Raw genomic sequence first — 17,485 nt, 5'->3', positions numbered from 1 at the left:
GTCAAAATCCGGAGGCCCAGGGGCCTCCGGATTTTCGTGGCTGGGGGTCGGCCGCTAGGGCCGCTGACGGGTGGGTTTCAGCCGGCCAGTGGAATTTTGATTTCCACCTTGAGGCCATCGGCCTGAAAATCGCGTCTGATCGTGCCGCGCAGCTCGCGCGTGACATTGAGATCGATCAGCTTGGTGCCGAATCCCGTCCGCGATGGCGCCTCTACCCTCTTCTTCCCCGCCTCCCGCCAGTTCAGCGCCAGCGTCCGCTCGCGCCCCCGCCCTTCCAGCGACCAGTTCACCTTGAGAGCGCCAACGAAATTGCCGGCTTCGCCGTATTTCAGCGCGTTGGTGGCGAGTTCATGAAAGGTCAGCCCAAGCGCCTGCGTCGTTGTTTCATCGAGCAGCACCTCCGGGCCTGACAGGAGCCCGTCCGGCAGTTCCTTGCCGAACACTTGGCCAAGCTCGATGCGCAGCAGATCGGCAAGGTCGGCTTTCTGCCAGCGCGAGCGCGTCAACATGTCCTGCGAGGCGGCCATCGCCTGCAGCCTGGCCGAGAAGGAAGCGGAAAACTCATTGACGTCGGTTGCCCGCGAAGCCGTCTGCCGCGCGATCGCCAGCACCCTGGTGATGGAGTTCTTGATGCGATGCTTCATCTCCTGCAGCATCAGGTCCTTTTCGAGAAGGCTTTTTTCCGTCGTCTCGTGCAAGGCCGACACCGCGTCATAGGCTCGCTCCTGATAGCGCGCCACCAGCGCGATGGCGCCTGCCAGGAGCAGGCCGAACAGCCCCAGCATCACGGGGATGGCGCGCGAAGAGGGTTGCGAGAAGGCGCTGGTTGGCCTGAACAATACGGTCCACGGGCGTCCCGCCACGGTCATCTTGCGGGTGACCAGCAGCCGGTCTCCCAGGGATGAGGCCGGTGGCGTCTCCGAGCGGAACAACAGATTGTCGCCGTTCACCGCTCCATCATAGATCTCGGTGTTGACCGGCAGCAGCGGCGCACGGCTGAGCGCGATCTGGAACAGGTCCCGGGCCCGAAAGGCCGCATAGAGAAAGCCGGCGGTCGAGGACCGCGATGCGTTGATGACCTCCGGTGCGGTTTCCACATTGAGCCGCACATAGACCAGGAAGCCCGTGAAAGTCTGCGCCACGCCCATGCCCTGGCCGAGTTGCACCAGCCCGCTCGCATGCTGCTGGTCGTCGGCCATGGCTTTTTCGATCGCCGCACGCCGCACCGGCTCGCTGAACATGTCGTAGCCGATGATGGTCTGGTTGGACGGATCGAGCGGCTCGAAAAGCGCGATCGGCGTGCGCCAGGCCTGCGTCGTATCCGGATAGACCGGATGACTGGCGCCGAAATCGTGGAGGGTGTCGCGTTCCACCGCTGCCTCGTCGCCCGTCCTGACCAGCCGCAGGAAGCCGATGCCTCGCAGGCCGGCGAAATTGTTGTCGACATCCAGCGCCTTGAAGAATGCCTTGAACTCGTTCTGGGAAATATCGCCGTTGCGTGCGTCGAACAGGGCCTGTGTCGAGCGCAGCAGCGACAGGTGCAGGTCGATGCGGCTCTCGATCCGGTTGAGGGCGTCATCGGCCGCCCCTTCGAACTTGATACGGGCGGCTTCCTGCGTCGCGAAATAAGCGAACCCCGCCATGGTCATGCTGATCAGTGCAACGGCAATGAACGCGACGATTGGAAAAAGCTTCTTCAACGGATGATGCGGTCCATGAGCAAAACAGGACCTTTTATGGGCAAGTCGCCGGGCCAACACAATGGTCAGGCCACACCATCGTGATCACTGGCATATCACGTGACCGGCAACGGGGCGTGCCCGAAGCGGCCTGACCGGCCTCAGGCGGCGATCTTCAGCGCGCCCGGCCCCGGTATGGCACCTGGAGGACATTTGCCCAGGATGATCATCCCAAGCACCTCGTCCTGCGTGACGTCAGTCGTGCGGGCGGTACCGACCACCTGGCCATTCTTCATCACGCAGACACGGTCGGCCAGCTCGAAGACGTCGTGGATGTCGTGGCTGATCAGGAAGATGCCGATGCCATCGGATTTGAGCTGCCTGACCAACTCGCCGACCTGGGCGGTTTCCTGGGGCCCAAGTGCCGCCGTCGGCTCGTCCATGATCAGGATGCGGGCATTGAACAGGATCGCGCGGGCGATCGCCACCGATTGCCGCTGACCGCCTGACAGCTTGATCACCGGCTCCTTGAAGCGCTGGAAGCGGGGATTGAGCCGCCCCATCACCTTGCGCGCCTCGGCCTCCATGGCGACGTCGTCGAGCGTGCCCCAGGCGGTCATCAGTTCGCGGCCGAGGAACAGGTTGGCGGCGGCATCGACATTGTCGGCCAGCGCCAGCGTCTGGTAGATCGTCTCGATACCGTATTTCTTGGCGTCGCGCGGGTTGGAAATCGCTGCCTCCTCGCCATTGACGAAGATCTGGCCCGCATCGCGTTTGTAGGCGCCGGACAGGATCTTGATCAGCGTCGACTTGCCGGCGCCGTTGTGGCCGAGCAGTGCCACGACCTCGCCGGGGAAAAGATCGATCGAGGCGTCGTCGACGGCGCGGATGCCGCCGAAGGCGATCGAGATGTTGCGCATGTCGACCAGCGGCGTGCCAGTGGGCGCAGTTGCGAGGGCCCTTACGGGAGCGGTTTTGTCAGCCATGGTCGTATCCCTAAACCCGCTTGCGATAGACGGTGTCGAGCCAGACGGCGATGACCAGCACGGCGCCGACGACGATGCTCTGCAACGGCGAATCGACACCGAGCAGCACCATGCCCGACTGCAGCGACTGCATCAGCAATGCACCGAGCATGGCGCCGATGATGGTTCCCGAGCCGCCGGCAAGCGAGGTGCCGCCGATGACGGCCGCGGCAATGACCAGCAGCTCATCCAATGTTCCCAGCACATTGGTGGACGAGTTCTGCCGGGCCGACGAAATGGCGGCGGCGATCGTGGCCAGCACGCCCATGATCATGAACACCTTCATGGTGATCCAGCGCGTGTTGATGCCGGCGAGATTGGCCGCTTCCGGATTGCCGCCGATAGCAAAGACATAACGGCCGAAACGGGTGCGGTTGGTGATGAAGGTCATGACCAGACCGACGGCGACCGCCATCAGCACCGGTATGGCGATGCCGTGGGCGATGAACAGCCCGCCCTCCGGCACGGTGATGTTGTTGGCGGCCGCGTACCGGTTCACGATCCCGATCGGCCATGGATAGGAGTTGGCCAGCCAGACCGCGCCCATGATGACGGCGCAGGTGACGACGCCGAGCAGCGTCTCGGCCCAGATCGGCCGCAGGGGGAAGCGGAAGCGCTTGCGCTGGACCCGCCCGTTGAACAGCGCGAACACGACGGCCAGGCAGGCGACGATGCCGACGACCCAGCTCCAGGTGGCGCCGATCGATCCGGCCGGTCCGCCGCCCATAAGCTGGAACGTGGCGTCGAGCGGTGCCACCGTCTGGCCTGACGTGACCCACCAGGCGGCGCCGCGCCAGACCAGCAGGCCACCCAGCGTGACGATGAAGGCCGGCACTTCGAGATAGGCGATGACGAAGCCCTGGAAGGCGCCGATCAAAAGCCCGAGCGCCAGACCGATGACTAGTGCCAGGACCCAGATCCATGGGTTGCCGAGTTCAAGTCCTACGAACCGAACCAGGAAATGTACCTGCGCAAAGCCCATGACCATGCCGATCAAGCCCTCGGCGGAACCGACGGACAGGTCGATGTTGCGCATGACGATGACCAGCACCATGCCGCAGGCCATGATGGCGACCGCGGACGTCTGCACCGACAGGTTCCACAGATTGCGTGGCGTGAGGAACGTGCGGCTGTCGAAATCGAGCGGATTGACACCAAGACGCAGGCTCGAAATCACATGCAGCGCGACCCAGATCAGCAGCAGCGCGCCGATCATGCCGAGCATGCGGGTATCGATCTCGGTCGCCTTCAGGAAACGCGCGACCGCGCCGAGTTCCGACGCACGCGCCGTATCGGCCTGCGAGGTTGAGGTCGTGTCGGTCATGATGTCCTCCCAGCGGCTTGCCGTCTGACGCGGAGCCGGACCAGAGCCCAGAAGTTAGCCGCCAGCGGCGGAAACACAAATCTTGTCGGGAAAACGCCGCGGCTTGGAAGCAATTCCAGGAAAAGTGCGTAAGGGTTTTTCGTCCGGAATTGCGAAGACAAGGAAATTGGAACGGCCAGTGTTCAGAACACTGACCGTTCCACGCCGCGGCGTTTCCGACTTTTCAGGCGATCAAGCTCAGTTGCAGGCCGCGACGCTGCCCGCGGCAACGCCCGTGCAGACTTCGTCCTTCTTGATCCAGCCGGCGTCGATGACGAGGTTGAGATTGTCCTTGGTGATGGCCACCGGGGTCAGGAACAGCGACTTGACGGTGTTGCCGCCAGGCGTCGTGAAGTCCTTCACGCCGGCGATGTCGGTCATCTTCTTGCCGTCGGCGAGTTGCGAGGCGATCTCGGCGGCGTTCTTGCCGAGTTCGCGCGCGTCCTTCCACACCGACACGGTCTGGGTGCCGAGCGCGATGCGGTTGAGCGCGGCGTGGTCGCCGTCCTGGCCGGAGACCGGCACGGTGCCGGCGAGCCCCTGCGCCGTCAGCGCCGCGACGACGCCGCCGGCGGTGCCGTCATTGGCGGCGACCACGGCGTCGACCTTGTTGTCGTTGGCGGTGAGGAACTGTTCCATGTTCTTCTGGGCGTTGGCGGGCAGCCAGCCGTCCGTATAGGCTTCGCCGACATTCTTGATCTTGCCGCTGTCTATGGCCGCCTTCAGCACTTCCATCGAGCCCGAGAACAGGAAGTCGGCATTCGGATCGGCGCCGGAGCCCTTGATGAAGACGTAATTGCCCTCAGGCTTCACCTTGAACACTTCGCGGGCCTGCATGCGGCCAACTTCCTTGTTGTCGAAGGTCAGGTAGAAGACGTCCTTGTTCTCGATCAGGCGGTCATAGCCGACGACCGGAATGCCCTCGTCGAGCGCCTTCTGTACCGCCGGGCCGATGGCCGACGCGTCCTGCGCCAGGATGATCAGCGAATTGGCACCCTGCGAAATCAGGCTCTCGACATCGGTCAGCTGCTTGCCGGGATTGGACTGCGCATCGGCGGAAATGTACTTGTCGCCCGCGGCCTCGATCGCCTTCTTCATGGCCGCCTCGTCGGTCTTCCAGCGCTCCTCCTGGAAGTTGGACCACGACACGCCGATGACCTTGTCCTTTGCCTGCGCGACCGACGCCAGCGTCAGCGACATGGCGACACCCGCCAGAATGGCGACTGTGAATCTCTTCATGATATCCTCCCTGCGCCCGCGTGTGGCGCGACCAAACTGGCCCTAAGGCCGGCACAAAGGCCCTATTTTTTCGAGCCTCGAAAAAACACTGGTCCATCGCCTGAGCACTGTCAACATTGATTCTGACGCATTTTGAGGTGCCAGAAGCCTTTTTTCGAGCCCCGCAATAAATAAATGACAGCCCCAGCCGCTTCTGCCAGTATTCGACCCGTTGCCGGAGGTGTTCGAGGGGGCGTCAAGAACCACGGCGACGGGGAGGGAATGATGTCGGTCGGAATCCGCCACGACGATCTGCGCCGGCGCAACCGCGCAATGGTGATTGGAGCCGTGCGCCGGGGTGGCCAGCCCTCGCGCACCGAGATCGCCGCTACTACCGCCCTCAGCCACTCGACCATATCGGCGATATCAGCCGACCTGATCGGCGAAGGTATCCTGAGCGAAGGCAAGCCGAACGAGGCCGGCTCACTGAAACGCGGCCGGCCGCAGGTGGGCCTTTGTCTCAACCCCGAGGCCGCGGCGGTCATGACCGTGGTGCTGTCGCTGAATTTCCTCTCCGTCGCCCTCATCGACTACGCCGGCCAGGTGATATCGGAGGAGCAGCGCCGGCTGGACACGCTGACCATGTCGCGCGAGGCGCTGATCGGCGAATGCGTGGCCATCGTCCGGCGCCGCCTCGAGGATCCCGACCTCGATGTCGCCAGCATTGCCCGCATCGCGCTGGCGATCCAGGGCATCACAGACACCGAGGCGCGCGCCATGCTGTGGTCGCCGATCACGCCGCAGACGGACATTGCCTTCGCCGATATACTCGAAGCCGAATTCGGCATCCCCGCCACCATGGAGAACGACTGCAACATGATGGCTGTGGCGCTGCGCTGGCGCGACCCCGAGCGCTACCGCGACGACTTCATCGCCATCCTGCTCTCGCACGGCATCGGCATGGGCCTGGTGCTGAAGGGCGAGCTGTTCACCGGCACCCATTCCTCCGGCGGCGAGTTCGGCCACATGATCCATCGCCCGGGCGGCGCGCTCTGCCGCTGCGGGCGGCGCGGCTGCGTCGAGGCCTATGCCGGCAACTATGCCATCTGGCGTAATGCAGGAAAGATGGGTGAGGACGCCAAACCGGTCGACGTCAGCGACGCCGACATGCGCGCATTGGCGGCTACGGCGCGCGAAAGAGACGGACCGGAGCGCGAGGCCTATCGCAAGGCCGGCGAGGCGCTGGGCTATGGCCTTGGCAGCCTGTTCGCGCTGATCGATCCGGCGCCGGTTGCGATGGTCGGCGTCAGCGCCGCCGCCTTCGATCTGATCGAGCCGGCCTTGCGTGAGGCCATCGCCCAGACCGCCGGCGGCCAGCATTCGACGTCGATTTCCTTCGATACAGAGCCGAACGAATTGCCGCTGATCCGCGAGGGCTGCGCCATGCGCGCGCTCACCTTCGTCGACCAGGAGATCTTCGCGCCGGGCGTGCAGGTGAGATCCGGCAAGAACGTGGCCTGATCTCAATCCTCGCGGATTGCGTAGCCCGCGCCACGGATGGTGCGTATCACATCGGGCATGCGGCCATTGTTGACCGCCTTGCGCAGGCGGCCGACATGCACATCCACGGTGCGCTCGTCGATGTAGATCGTCTCGCCCCAGACATTGTCGAGCAACTGGCTGCGCGAGAACACGCGGCCGGGATGGCGCATCATGAATTCGAGCAGCCGGAACTCGGTCGGTCCGAGCCGGATCTCGCTCTTCTTGCGATAGACCCGGTGCGATTCGCGGTCGAGCACGATGTCACCGACCTTGAGCACGCTGGACAGCACTTCCGGCTTGGCGCGGCGCAGCAGCGCCTTGACCCGGGCCATGAATTCCGGCGTCGAGAACGGCTTGACCAGATAGTCGTCGGCGCCGGTCGAGAGGCCGCGCACGCGGTCGCTCTCCTCGCCGCGCGCCGTCAGCATGATGATCGGCAATCGCTCCGTCTCGGGCCGCATGCGCAGGCGCCGACAGAGTTCGATGCCGGAAACCGCCGGCACCATCCAGTCGAGCACCAGGAGGTCGGGCACGTTTTCCTGGAGGCGTATCTCGGCTTCGTCGCCGCGTGTCACCACCTCGACCTGGTAACCCTCGGACTCCAGGTTGTAGCGGAGGAGCACGCCCAGCGGCTCCTCGTCCTCCACCACCATGATGCGTGGCGCGATCATCGATCGATCATCCCTGCCGTCAAGCCGCCGGCACCGACATCGCCGTCTCGTCCTGCTTCGGACGGTTGGCGGGCAGTTGCGTGCCGGTCAGCACATAATACGCATTCTCGGCGATGTTGGTCACATGGTCGCCGATGCGTTCGAGATTCTTGGCGCAGAACAAAAGATGCGTGCAAGCCGTGATGTTGCGGGGATCCTCCATCATGTAGGTCAGGAGTTCGCGGAAGACCGAAGTGTATTTGACGTCGATGCGTTCGTCGTCATTCCTGAGCTTGGCGAGGGCGGCGGCATCGCCCGCCGCATATTCCTCGACGACGCCCTGCACCTGGATCAGTACCAGCTGCGCCATGGAGTCGATGGAATGCGACAGGTCGCGCGGCGTGGCGGTGAGGCCGACCGAGCCGACGCGCTTGGCGATGTTCTTGGCAAGGTCGCCGATGCGTTCGAGATCGCCCGCCATGCGGATCGAGCCGACGACATGACGCAGATCGTCGGCCATCGGCTGGCGCTTGGCGATCAGGGTGATGGCGCGATCATCGAGTTCGCGCTGGCGCGCGTCCATGATGGCGTCGTCGGAGACGACGCGCTGTGCCAGCGCGTTGTCGGAATTCAGCAGCGCCTTGGTGGCGCCGCCGACCATCGTGCCGGCGAGATCCCCCATGTCGCTGATCAGCCTGCTGATCTGTCCGAGATCCTCGTCGAAGGCTGCGACTGTGTGTTCGGCCATGATCCTGGTCCTCGTATGCGTGAGATCAGCCGAAGCGGCCGGTGATATAGTCCTGCGTGCGCTTCTCGCGAGGCGACGTGAAGATTTTCTCGGTTTTGTCGAATTCGACCAGCTCGCCCAGATACATGAAAGCCGTCTGCTTCGACACGCGCGCGGCCTGCTGCATGTTGTGGGTGACGATGACGATCGTGTAGTCGGCCTGCAACTCGTCGATCAATTCCTCGATCTTGGCGGTCGACAATGGGTCGAGCGCCGAGGCCGGCTCGTCGAGCAGGATGACCTCCGGCTTGACCGCCACGGTGCGGGCGATGCAAAGCCGCTGCTGCTGGCCGCCCGACAGGCTGAGGCCGCTGGCGTTGAGCTTGTCCTTGACTTCGTTCCACAGCGCGGCGCGTTTCAACGCCTGCTCGACACGGCCGTCCATCTCGGCCTTGCCGATCTTCTCGTAGAGGCGGACGCCGAAGGCGATGTTCTCATAGATCGACATCGGGAACGGCGTCGGCTTCTGGAACACCATGCCGATCTTGGTGCGCAACAGGTTGAGGTCCTGCGAGCGGTCGAGAACGTTCTGGCCGTCGAGCAGCACCTGACCCTCGGCGGTCTGCTTGGGGTAGAGCTCGTAGATGCGGTTGAAGACGCGCAGCAGCGTCGACTTTCCGCAACCCGATGGTCCGATGAAGGCCGTCACGCTGCGCTCGGGCAGCGACAAGGTGATGTCCTTCAGCGCCTTCGACTGGCCGTAGTAGAAATTGAGGTTCTTGACCTCGATCTTCGCCTTGGCGGCTGCGTCTGTCGCAATCGTCATGTCTGGAGACAACATCTGGCTCATTTGTCCTCTCTGCGTCCGGTCAGGCTGCGCGCAAAGATGCTGAGCGCGAGAACCGTCAATGTGATTATGAGTGCGCCGGTCCACGCCAGTTGCTGCCATTCCTCGTAAGGGCTGAGAGCGAACTGGAAGATGGTCACCGGCAGGCTGGCCATCGGCGCATTGAGATTGCTCGACCAGAACTGGTTGTTGAGCGCCGTGAAAAGAAGTGGCGCCGTCTCGCCGGAAATGCGGGCAATGGCCAGCAATATGCCGGTGACGATGCCGGACATCGCCGCGCGGTAGGCCACCGAACGAATCACCACCCAGCGCGGCGCGCCAATCGCCGTGCCGGCCTCGCGCAAAGCGTTCGGCACAAGGTTGAGCATGTCCTCGGTGGTACGCACCACGACGGGAATGACCAGGATGGCCAGTGCCACGGCACCGGCGATGGCCGAGAAATGTCCCATCGGCCGCACCATCAATTCGTAGACGAACAGGCCGATGATGATTGAGGGCGCCGACAGCAGGATGTCGTTGATAAAGCGCACCACGGTGGTGAGCTTCGAAAAGCGGCCATATTCGGCCATGTAGGTGCCGGCCAGCACGCCGATCGGCGTGCCGACGACGATGCCGATAATAGTCATCACGATGCTGCCGTAGATGGCGTTGAGCAGGCCACCGGCATCACCGGGCGGCGGGGTCATTTCCGTGAACACTGAGAGCGAAACGCCCGACAGGCCCTTATAGAGCAGCGCGCCGAGGATCAGCGCCAGCCAGGCAAGGCCGATGCCGGCGGCGACGACGCAGAGCGTCATCATCACGCCGTTCTTGCGCTTGCGGCTCTGGTGAAGCGATGCGGCTGTCGACATCGGTCAGACTCCGGTACGGGCATCGATGCGCATCAGCATGTAGCGGGCGATGGCAAGGATGAGGAAGGTGATGACGAACAGGATCAGGCCGAGCGCCACCAACGAGGAAGTGTAGAGATCGCCGACGGCTTCGGTGAATTCGTTGGCGATGGTTGCCGAGATCGTCGTTGCCGGCGCGAACAGCGAGGCGCTGATCCGGTGGGCGTTGCCGATGACGAAGGTGACCGCCATGGTTTCACCGAGTGCACGGCCGAGCGCAAGCATGACGCCGCCCATGATGCCGATGCGGGTGTAGGGGACGACGACCCGGCGTGTTACCTCCCAGGTCGTGCAGCCAATGCCGTAGGCGGACTCCTTCAGCACCGGCGGCACCGTATCGAACACATCCTTGGTGATCGAGGTGATGAAAGGCAGGATCATGATGGCCAGGATCATCGCCGAGGTCAGCAGGCCGATGCCATAAGGAGGCCCGGCAAACAGGCTGTTAAGGCCGGGAATGCCGTGGAACACGTTGATGATGAAAGGTTGCACTGTCGTCTGCAGGAACGGTGCCAGCACGAACAGGCCCCAGATGCCGTAGATGATCGAAGGAATGCCGGCCAGCAGTTCCACCGCCATGCCGATCGGGCGCCGAAGCGGACGCGGGCAAAGCTCGGTAAGAAAAATGGCGATGCCGATGCCGAGCGGCACAGCGATCAGGATGGCGATGGCCGAAGTGATGATGGTGCCATAGATCGGCGCCAGGGCGCCGAATTTCTCGGTGACGGGATTCCAGCTCTCGGTGGTCAGAAAGGAGAAGCCGAAGGTCGACAGTGCCTGCCAGGAACCGGCGAACAGCGAGATGGCGACGCCGCCGAGCAGCACCAGCACGAGAATGGCGGCGGCGCGGGTCAGCCCATGGAAGATCGAATCGGTCAACGCGAACCGTCTGACGGTGGCGTCGCGTGAACCTCGAATGGCTGGCAAGGCTTCGTGGGCAGCGCTCATGTCAAGCTCGGCTCTTTGTGTTGATTGAAAAGGAGCGCCGCGGGGCGGCGCTCCTCCAGAAAGATATTACTCGCCGGCGTAGACGGGCTTGCCGTCGGCCTTGATGTCGGCCTTCCACGAAGCCTTGATCAGGTCGACGACGCTATCGGGGATCGACACATAGTCGAGCGCCTTGGCGGTTTCCTTGCCGTCCTTGTAGGCCCAGGCAAAGAACTTGAGCGCTTCGCCGGTGGCTGCGGCATCGTCCGGGGTCTTGTGGATCAGCACCCAGGTCGAGGCAGCGATCGGCCAGGTGGCGTCGCCCGGCTCGTTGGTGATGATGACGTTGAAGTTCTTGGCGCCCTTGAAGTCGGCGTTCGAAGCAGCCGCGCCGAAGGATTCGAGCGACGGCTCGACGACCTTGCCGGCGGCGTTCAGCATCTTGGAGTAGGAGAGATTGTTCTGCTTGGCATAGGCATATTCGACATAGCCGATGCCGCCGTCGGTCTGCTTGACGGTGTTGGCAACGCCTTCGCTGCCCTTGGCGCCGACGCCGGTCGGCCATTCGACGGCCGTATCCGAGCCGACCTTGTCCTTCCAGTCGGGCGAGAGCTTCACGAGGTAGTCAGTGAAGTTGAAGGTCGTGCCCGAGCCGTCCGAACGATGAACGACGGCGATAGCGGTCGACGGCAGCTTAAGGTCCGGGTTCAGGGCCTTGATCGCGGCATCGTCCCAGGTGGTGATCGCGCCGAGATAGATCTGGGCCAGCGTCTTGCCGTCGAGGACGAGTTCGCCCGGCTTGATGCCCGTGAGGTTGACGATCGGCACGATGCCGCCCATCACCATCGGGAACTGCACGAGGCCGTTCTTTTCCAGATCGGCGTCGGACATCGGCTTGTCGGTGGCGCCGAAGGTCACGGTCTTGGCGATGACCTGCTTGATACCGCCGCCCGAACCGATCGACTGATAGTTGAGGCCGATGCCGGTGTCCTTCTTGTAGGTGTCGGCCCATTTGGCGAACACCGGATAGATGAAGGTCGAGCCGGCGCCGGAAAGGTCAGCCGCCATTGCTGCGGAAAGGGTGAGGGTGGACGCCGCAGCCATTGCAATCGCAACGGCCGCCGAGCGGATGAAATGTCTCATGTGGCCTGCTCCTGTTCGGAAGATGGTCTCTCGGCGCCACTTCTTGCCGGCGCCCGCTGAGGCCAATAGCCTTCGATTATAACAGTCGCATGACAGTTTCATGTCAGCCCGGTAACGCGTTGCCGGTAACGCGAAAGACGCCGATCTCGGGCGCTCGCGGCGCGGTCCGAGTTTACCCCCGGAATCAGGGGCTTGAGCCGTCCGACCGGCTGAAATCACCCCGGACTCGACCAGGCTTTTCCCAAATGAAGAAAATCCGGACGGGAGCGCGTTGCTCGCAGCCAGAGCGTGTCATGGCCGGGCCATCGCCAAAAACAGGTCCGTTGGGGTAGAGTGACACTGTTTCTTGCAGGCGGTCGCTGCTCCCGCCCGTAACTGAGAAGAGCGGAATTCGATTTCGCTATTGTTCCGGCTGGACACGGCCTTTGATATGGCGCGATCGCACCATAGTCATTGCACGCAGCGGTAGCAGCGAATCTCCGCTGATTCCTTGTTGCCTCCCCGGATCCTGCAATTCAGGCGACGCGGGCTCTATCCCGCGTTGCGGTGGACCTGACGGCCGGCGCCGACCCAGCGCTCGACCTTCTCGAGCAGGGCCCTGGGGCTGATCGGCTTGGGCAGATAGTCGTCCATGCCTGCCTCCAGGCAGCGCTCGCGGTCGCCCTTGAGCGCATGCGCGGTGACGCCGACGATCGGCACATGCGTGCCGGTCTCCTGCTCCAGCAGGCGGATCGCGGCCGTCGCTTCGAGACCACTCATCTCCGGCATCGAGACATCCATCAGGATCATGCACGGATTGAGCGTACCGAAGGCGTCGAGCGCCTTGCGGCCATTGCCGACGATCTCGAAACCATAGCCGGTCTCGCCGAGGATTTGCGTGAACACCATCTGGTTCACCTCATTGTCCTCGGCCACCAGTATATCCAGCCTGTGCCCGCCGGCCGTCGCGGGCAACCTGGGGCGAACCTGTGGCGGCTGCAATTGCGCGCGCTGCTCGGATGGTGCCAGGGGCGGCGGCCGGGACGCCTCGGGCGCCTCGCCCGTGAGCGGTTGAACGGCGTGGCCGCTGGTGGCGTGGCGATGGCGCTGGATGGTCGCGACCAGCGTTTCCAGGAGCACCGAGGAGCGCGCCGGCTTGATCAGCTGGGCGTCGATGCCAAGATCGCGGTAGCTGGTGTTGGCAAGCGACTGGTCGACCGATGTCAGCATGATGATCGGCGTGTCCGCGAGGCCCTCGGTGTTGCGCACGATACGCGCCATTTCGGCGCCGCTCATTTCAGGCATCTGGTAGTCGAGCACGACGCAGTCGACCGCCACGCCATAAGCTGCCGCGGCGATCAGCACCTTGAGACCTTCGGCGCCGCTTTCGGCCGCGCAGGAATCGAACGTCCACGAGGTCATCTGCTCGGTCAGGATGGCGCGGTTGACGGCGTTGTCATCGACGATCAGCACGCGTGCGCCCGTCACGTCCACCGGCGTGATGCGCTGCCCGCTCTGCTGCCCGGCCCCTGGCAACGTTACGGTGAACCAGAAGGTTGACCCCTTGCCTTCGGCGCTCTCGACGCCAATGTCGCCGCCCATCAGATCGACCAGCCGCGAGGTGATGGCAAGGCCAAGCCCGGTGCCCTCGTGGCGCCTTGTCGAGGACGTATCGACCTGGCTGAATTTCTCGAACACCAGTTTCAGTTTTTCCTCGGGGATGCCTATGCCGGTATCGGTGACCGAGATCGTCAGCCTGGTTCCCGTTGGAACCCGTTCGCCGGTCACGTCGACCAGCACGTGGCCTTCATCGGTGAACTTCACCGCATTGCCGAGCAGGTTGGTGACGATTTGCCGGATGCGGCCGACATCGCCGATGAACAGGCTTTCGAGCCGTGGCTCGATGCGCACGATGAGCTCCAGATCCTTTTCCTTGGCCCGTGTCGACACCAGCGTCGCCACGTCCTCGATCGCCTCGGCGAGATTGAATGGCGCCGGGTCGAGCACCAGCTGGCCGGCATCGATCTTGGAGAAATCCAGGATGTCGTTGATGATGGTCAAGAGCGCGTTGCCCGATTTGACGATGATGTCGGTGAATGTCTTCTGCTTCGGATCGAGATTGGATTTGGCCAGGAGTTCAGCCATGCCCAGCACGCCGTTCATCGGCGTGCGGATCTCGTGGCTCATATTGGCTAGGAACTCCGACTTGGCGCGGTCGGCGAGCACGGCGCGCCGGCGCGCCTCGCTGAGCTCCGCCTCGCGCTGCTTGAGTTCCGTAATATCTGTGGTCGAACCGATCAGGTAGAGCGAACCGTCAGAGGCGATCATTGCGCCCTTGCGGGCGAACTGATGCCTGACGCTGCCGTCTGAAAGGCGCACCGTCTCCTCGATCTCCTGGGTCTCGCCGGTACGCAGCACGGCGAGATCGCTGGCCACGAAGGCCTCGCCATCCGGCCCGAAGATCTCGACGTCGGTCTTGCCGATCGCCTCCTGCTTGCTGAAGCCGGTGAGATCGCACCAGCCCTTGTTGACATAGAACTGCCTGAGATCGGAGCGCTTGGCGTAGATCGACACCGGCACGTTGTCGATCAGGCTGCGGAACACCTCGTTCTCGCGCATGCTCTCTTCCAGAGCTTGCTCGCGCGCCTTGACGTCGGTGATGTCGGTGCTGGATCCGACCAGATGCACCGATCCGTCCGTGGCCACCAGGCGGCTCTTGCGCGTCATCAACTGCCGCACCGTTCCGTCACGATGGGTGACGGGCTCCTCGACCTCGCGCACATTGCCGTTCGTCACGACATCGGTATCGTCCTGGCTGAAGCCCTCCGCTTCCTCGCCGTTGAACAGCTGACGGTCGGTCCGGCCGATGACGTCGTCCTTGGCGAGACCCGTCAGCGCGCACCAGGCCTTGTTGACGAATTCGATGCTCAGGTCCTGCGCCTTGATGAAGGCGGCTACCGGCAACTCGTCCATGACATGGCGGAAGAGATCGATCTGGCGCATCGAATCATGAAGCGCCGCCTCGCGGCTCTTGAGGTCGGTGATGTCGACGCGCACCCCGATGAACGTGCCGTCGCCTGTGCGCATATCGTAGACCTGGTACCAGCGGCCATCCGCATTGAGGCGCTCATAGGAGGAATTCGGCAGACGGTAACGCGCCAGGATGCCGTCAAGCCAGCGTTCGGAATCGCCTTCGTACAGGCTGTCGATCCCAGGATCGCCACTCGAACGGAAATAACCCACCGAATGGCCGAACTCCAGCGCTTCGCGGAAGGTGCGGCCGGGCTGCCACAAAGGCTTCAGCGCCGGCAACGTATCCTGCAGCCTGTGGTTGGCGAAGACGAACTTGTCGTCGCGGTCGTAGATGATGACCCCCGCCGGCAGCGATTCCAGCACGCTGGCGAGATGCTTGCGCGCATCTTCGGCTTCGGTCTCGCGCCGCTTCATGTCGGAGATGTCGAACAGAAAGCCGGCGACATAGTCGCGGCCGCTTGCCATGCGGACGCGGTTCTTCCTGACGATACGCGAACGGGTGCCGCCGCCGGCCTTGAAGCTTTCTTCCACTTCGTATTGCTGTCCGCCGGCCAGCACCTCGCGTTCGCTGCTTTCGAACAGCGCGACCTCGTCCGGCCCGAGGAAATCGCTTCCCGGCCTGCCAAGCATGGCCTGCGGCGCCTGCTTGAACAGCGCCGCGAAGGCCTCGTTGACGAAGACGAAGCGCAGATTGTCGTCCTTGACGAAGATCGGATCCTTGACCCCGTTGATTACTGCTTCCGCCAGCCGCGCCTTTTCCAGCGCTTCGGCAAGTTCGGCCTCGCGATCCTTCATGTCGGTGACATCGACATAGGAAATGAACCGCTTGCCGCCGGCCAGCGGCGCCATCGACGAGATCAGCGTCCTGCCGTCATTGCGCGGGAACTGCCTCGCTCCAGCTGTGCCGGCTCTGATTTCAGCCTCGCGTTCGGCGACATGCCGGTGCCATGTCGCGTCGTCCGAACCATACGGGTCGATGTCGCGGCTGGCTTCCATCAGATCGAGGAAGCTGCAGCCGGTCTCGGCGCGCCGGGCGTCGATCTGCCAGAAATCGTAAAAGGCGCGGTTGATGACCTCGGCACGCATGTCGGCATCGAGGACAAGAACACCGATCGGCATCTGATCGACCATGGTGCGGAGATTGGCGAAAGTCTCGGCTATCTTGGCGTTGGCATTCTCGATCTCGGCGTCCCGCCGCTTGACCTCGGTGACCTCATAGTAGGTCAGCAGGCGTTTGCCTCCCGACAGAGCCGTGACGGAGAACATCATGGTGCGCCCGTCGGTGTGGGCAAACTCCCGAGGTGCCACGGTGCCGGCCTTGATCTCTTCGATGCGCGTGGCGAGGTAGCGCTGCCATTGCTCTTCGTCGATGTCGCCATAGATGCCGTTGCGGCGATTGAGTTCCATCAGCAGGCTGAACGGCGCGCCTACCGTCACGGCCCCGTCCGGAATCCTGGAGAGATCGCGGTAGGCCTTGTTGACGATGAGCGTATCGAGCCTGGCGTCCAGAAGCACGACGCCCATATGCATGGCATCCATCGTCCGCTCGAGATCGGCGAGATGCTGGACGGCATCGCCGCCAGCCGCCGGCTGCATGGCCTCGAAGGCGCTGGCCAGCGCGGTGACGTTGCGGCCCAGGCCGCGATAGCCGACGAATTTTCCTTCGCTGTCGAAACGCGGGAAGCCTGACGTCAGCACCCAGCGGCAGTCGGGGCGGCCTCCCTTCAGTTCGTAGACGAAGTCGCGGAACGGCCGGTGCGCCTGCAAATCCTCCAGATGCGCCGCCGCACCGCGGTTGCCCTTCAGGACCTGGTTGAGAAAATCGAAGCGGAACCGGCCAAGCACCATTGCCGGATCGATACCGGTTGCCGCCTGGTAATCTTGGGAAAGCCAGGAAAAGCGCAATTCCGCGTCGGTTTCCCAAATCCAGTCCGAGCCCGCTTCGACGAGTTGGCGCAGCGCGTCGGCGCAATCCATGTCGACGCCGGATGGCCCATCGCCGCCAGGCGCGGCTGCCTTGCCGGGCTTGCGCTTGCCGCGCACGCCGATTGCTTCGTCCGATTCCGCCATGCTGTCCCCACCCCGAAAATCAAGGCCGAACCCTCCCTCCGCGGTCCGTCGGCGGAATGTGCCGCAGAAGCATTAACGATCCGCTAACCTTAACGGCGCAACCGGCCTGTTCCTGCTGCGTTATTCCGTCCGGTTGTGGCGCGGAGCAAGGCCGCGCTATAAGCATGCACAGGGGTGTTGCTAATGTACGGACGGATAGGGCCTTTCTTGCTGGGCGTGGCGCTGCTTTTCGGCGGCGGCTGCTCTCGCAGCTATGACGGCACGGTGGTTATTCCGCGGCCGCTCGACGCCAGGCGAATCTGGGACCGGCCGCCGCCCAATGTCGACTACCAGCCGCAGGTCGACAACAGCGCCTTTCCGGGTCCACCCCAGCCTCCTGGGCGGTTTTACGA

At 63.5% G+C, this 17,485-nt stretch carries 12 protein-coding genes; 1 reads left to right on the top strand and 11 read right to left on the bottom strand.

The window, feature by feature from the left end:
• Positions 1–77: 77 nt before the first annotated feature.
• The 4 genes from LB555_RS26045 to xylF form a co-directional block, all read right to left on the bottom strand.
• Entirely contained in the window at positions 78–1,700 is a 1,623-nt protein-coding gene (locus LB555_RS26045; RefSeq protein WP_015315392.1) for a CHASE domain-containing protein, read from the bottom strand.
• Between the two features lie 140 nt (positions 1,701–1,840).
• Positions 1,841–2,665, bottom strand: a complete 825-nt coding sequence (locus tag LB555_RS26040) for an ATP-binding cassette domain-containing protein (protein WP_224684101.1) — start codon at positions 2,663–2,665, stop codon at positions 1,841–1,843.
• 10 nt (positions 2,666–2,675) lie between these two features.
• Positions 2,676–4,028 (bottom strand): sugar ABC transporter permease, encoded by a 1,353-nt coding sequence (locus LB555_RS26035; RefSeq protein WP_015315390.1) that lies wholly within the window; start codon positions 4,026–4,028, stop codon positions 2,676–2,678.
• Positions 4,029–4,265: 237 nt separating this feature from the next.
• Positions 4,266–5,306 carry a D-xylose ABC transporter substrate-binding protein gene (gene xylF / locus LB555_RS26030; protein WP_140789808.1) on the bottom strand — a complete coding sequence of 347 codons (1,041 nt, stop codon included), beginning with the start codon at positions 5,304–5,306 and terminating at the stop codon, positions 4,266–4,268.
• A gap of 264 nt (positions 5,307–5,570) precedes the next feature.
• Here xylF and LB555_RS26025 point away from each other — a divergent pair, with 264 nt between their 5' ends.
• On the top strand, positions 5,571–6,806 hold the full coding sequence (locus tag LB555_RS26025) for an ROK family protein (protein WP_224684100.1): 1,236 nt from the start codon (positions 5,571–5,573) through the stop codon (positions 6,804–6,806).
• Between the two features lie 2 nt (positions 6,807–6,808).
• Here the strand turns inward: LB555_RS26025 and phoB are convergent, their stop codons facing one another.
• From phoB to LB555_RS25990, 7 genes are all read right to left on the bottom strand, one after another.
• Positions 6,809–7,498, bottom strand: a complete 690-nt coding sequence (gene phoB, locus LB555_RS26020; protein ID WP_010911896.1) for a phosphate regulon transcriptional regulator PhoB — start codon at positions 7,496–7,498, stop codon at positions 6,809–6,811.
• A gap of 19 nt (positions 7,499–7,517) precedes the next feature.
• Positions 7,518–8,225: a phosphate signaling complex protein PhoU gene (gene phoU / locus LB555_RS26015; RefSeq protein ID WP_015315387.1), complete on the bottom strand. Its 708-nt coding sequence runs from the start codon at positions 8,223–8,225 to the stop codon at positions 7,518–7,520.
• A gap of 25 nt (positions 8,226–8,250) precedes the next feature.
• On the bottom strand, positions 8,251–9,054 hold the full coding sequence (pstB, locus tag LB555_RS26010) for a phosphate ABC transporter ATP-binding protein PstB (protein WP_224684099.1): 804 nt from the start codon (positions 9,052–9,054) through the stop codon (positions 8,251–8,253).
• Entirely contained in the window at positions 9,051–9,902 is an 852-nt protein-coding gene (gene pstA / locus LB555_RS26005; protein WP_140662985.1) for a phosphate ABC transporter permease PstA, read from the bottom strand. Before pstA ends, pstB begins: the two co-directional genes overlap by 4 nt.
• 3 nt (positions 9,903–9,905) lie before the next feature.
• Complete coding sequence (gene pstC / locus LB555_RS26000; protein ID WP_140712709.1) at positions 9,906–10,889, bottom strand: phosphate ABC transporter permease subunit PstC; 984 nt, start codon at positions 10,887–10,889, stop codon at positions 9,906–9,908.
• A 66-nt stretch (positions 10,890–10,955) separates the two neighbouring features.
• The gene (pstS, locus tag LB555_RS25995; RefSeq protein ID WP_015315383.1) at positions 10,956–12,011 is read right to left on the bottom strand and encodes a phosphate ABC transporter substrate-binding protein PstS; all 1,056 of its coding nucleotides are present in this window, start codon (positions 12,009–12,011) and stop codon (positions 10,956–10,958) included.
• Between the two features lie 531 nt (positions 12,012–12,542).
• Positions 12,543–17,093 (bottom strand): PAS domain-containing protein, encoded by a 4,551-nt coding sequence (locus LB555_RS25990; protein WP_224684098.1) that lies wholly within the window; start codon positions 17,091–17,093, stop codon positions 12,543–12,545.
• Between the last annotated feature and the right edge of the window lie 392 nt (positions 17,094–17,485).

The organism is Mesorhizobium sp. BR-1-1-10 (assembly GCF_020165595.1).
Taxonomy (GTDB): domain Bacteria; phylum Pseudomonadota; class Alphaproteobacteria; order Rhizobiales; family Rhizobiaceae; genus Mesorhizobium; species Mesorhizobium australicum.
The sequence above is the reverse complement of the archived record's forward strand: the minus strand, read 5'-3'. Positions and strand labels throughout refer to the sequence as shown.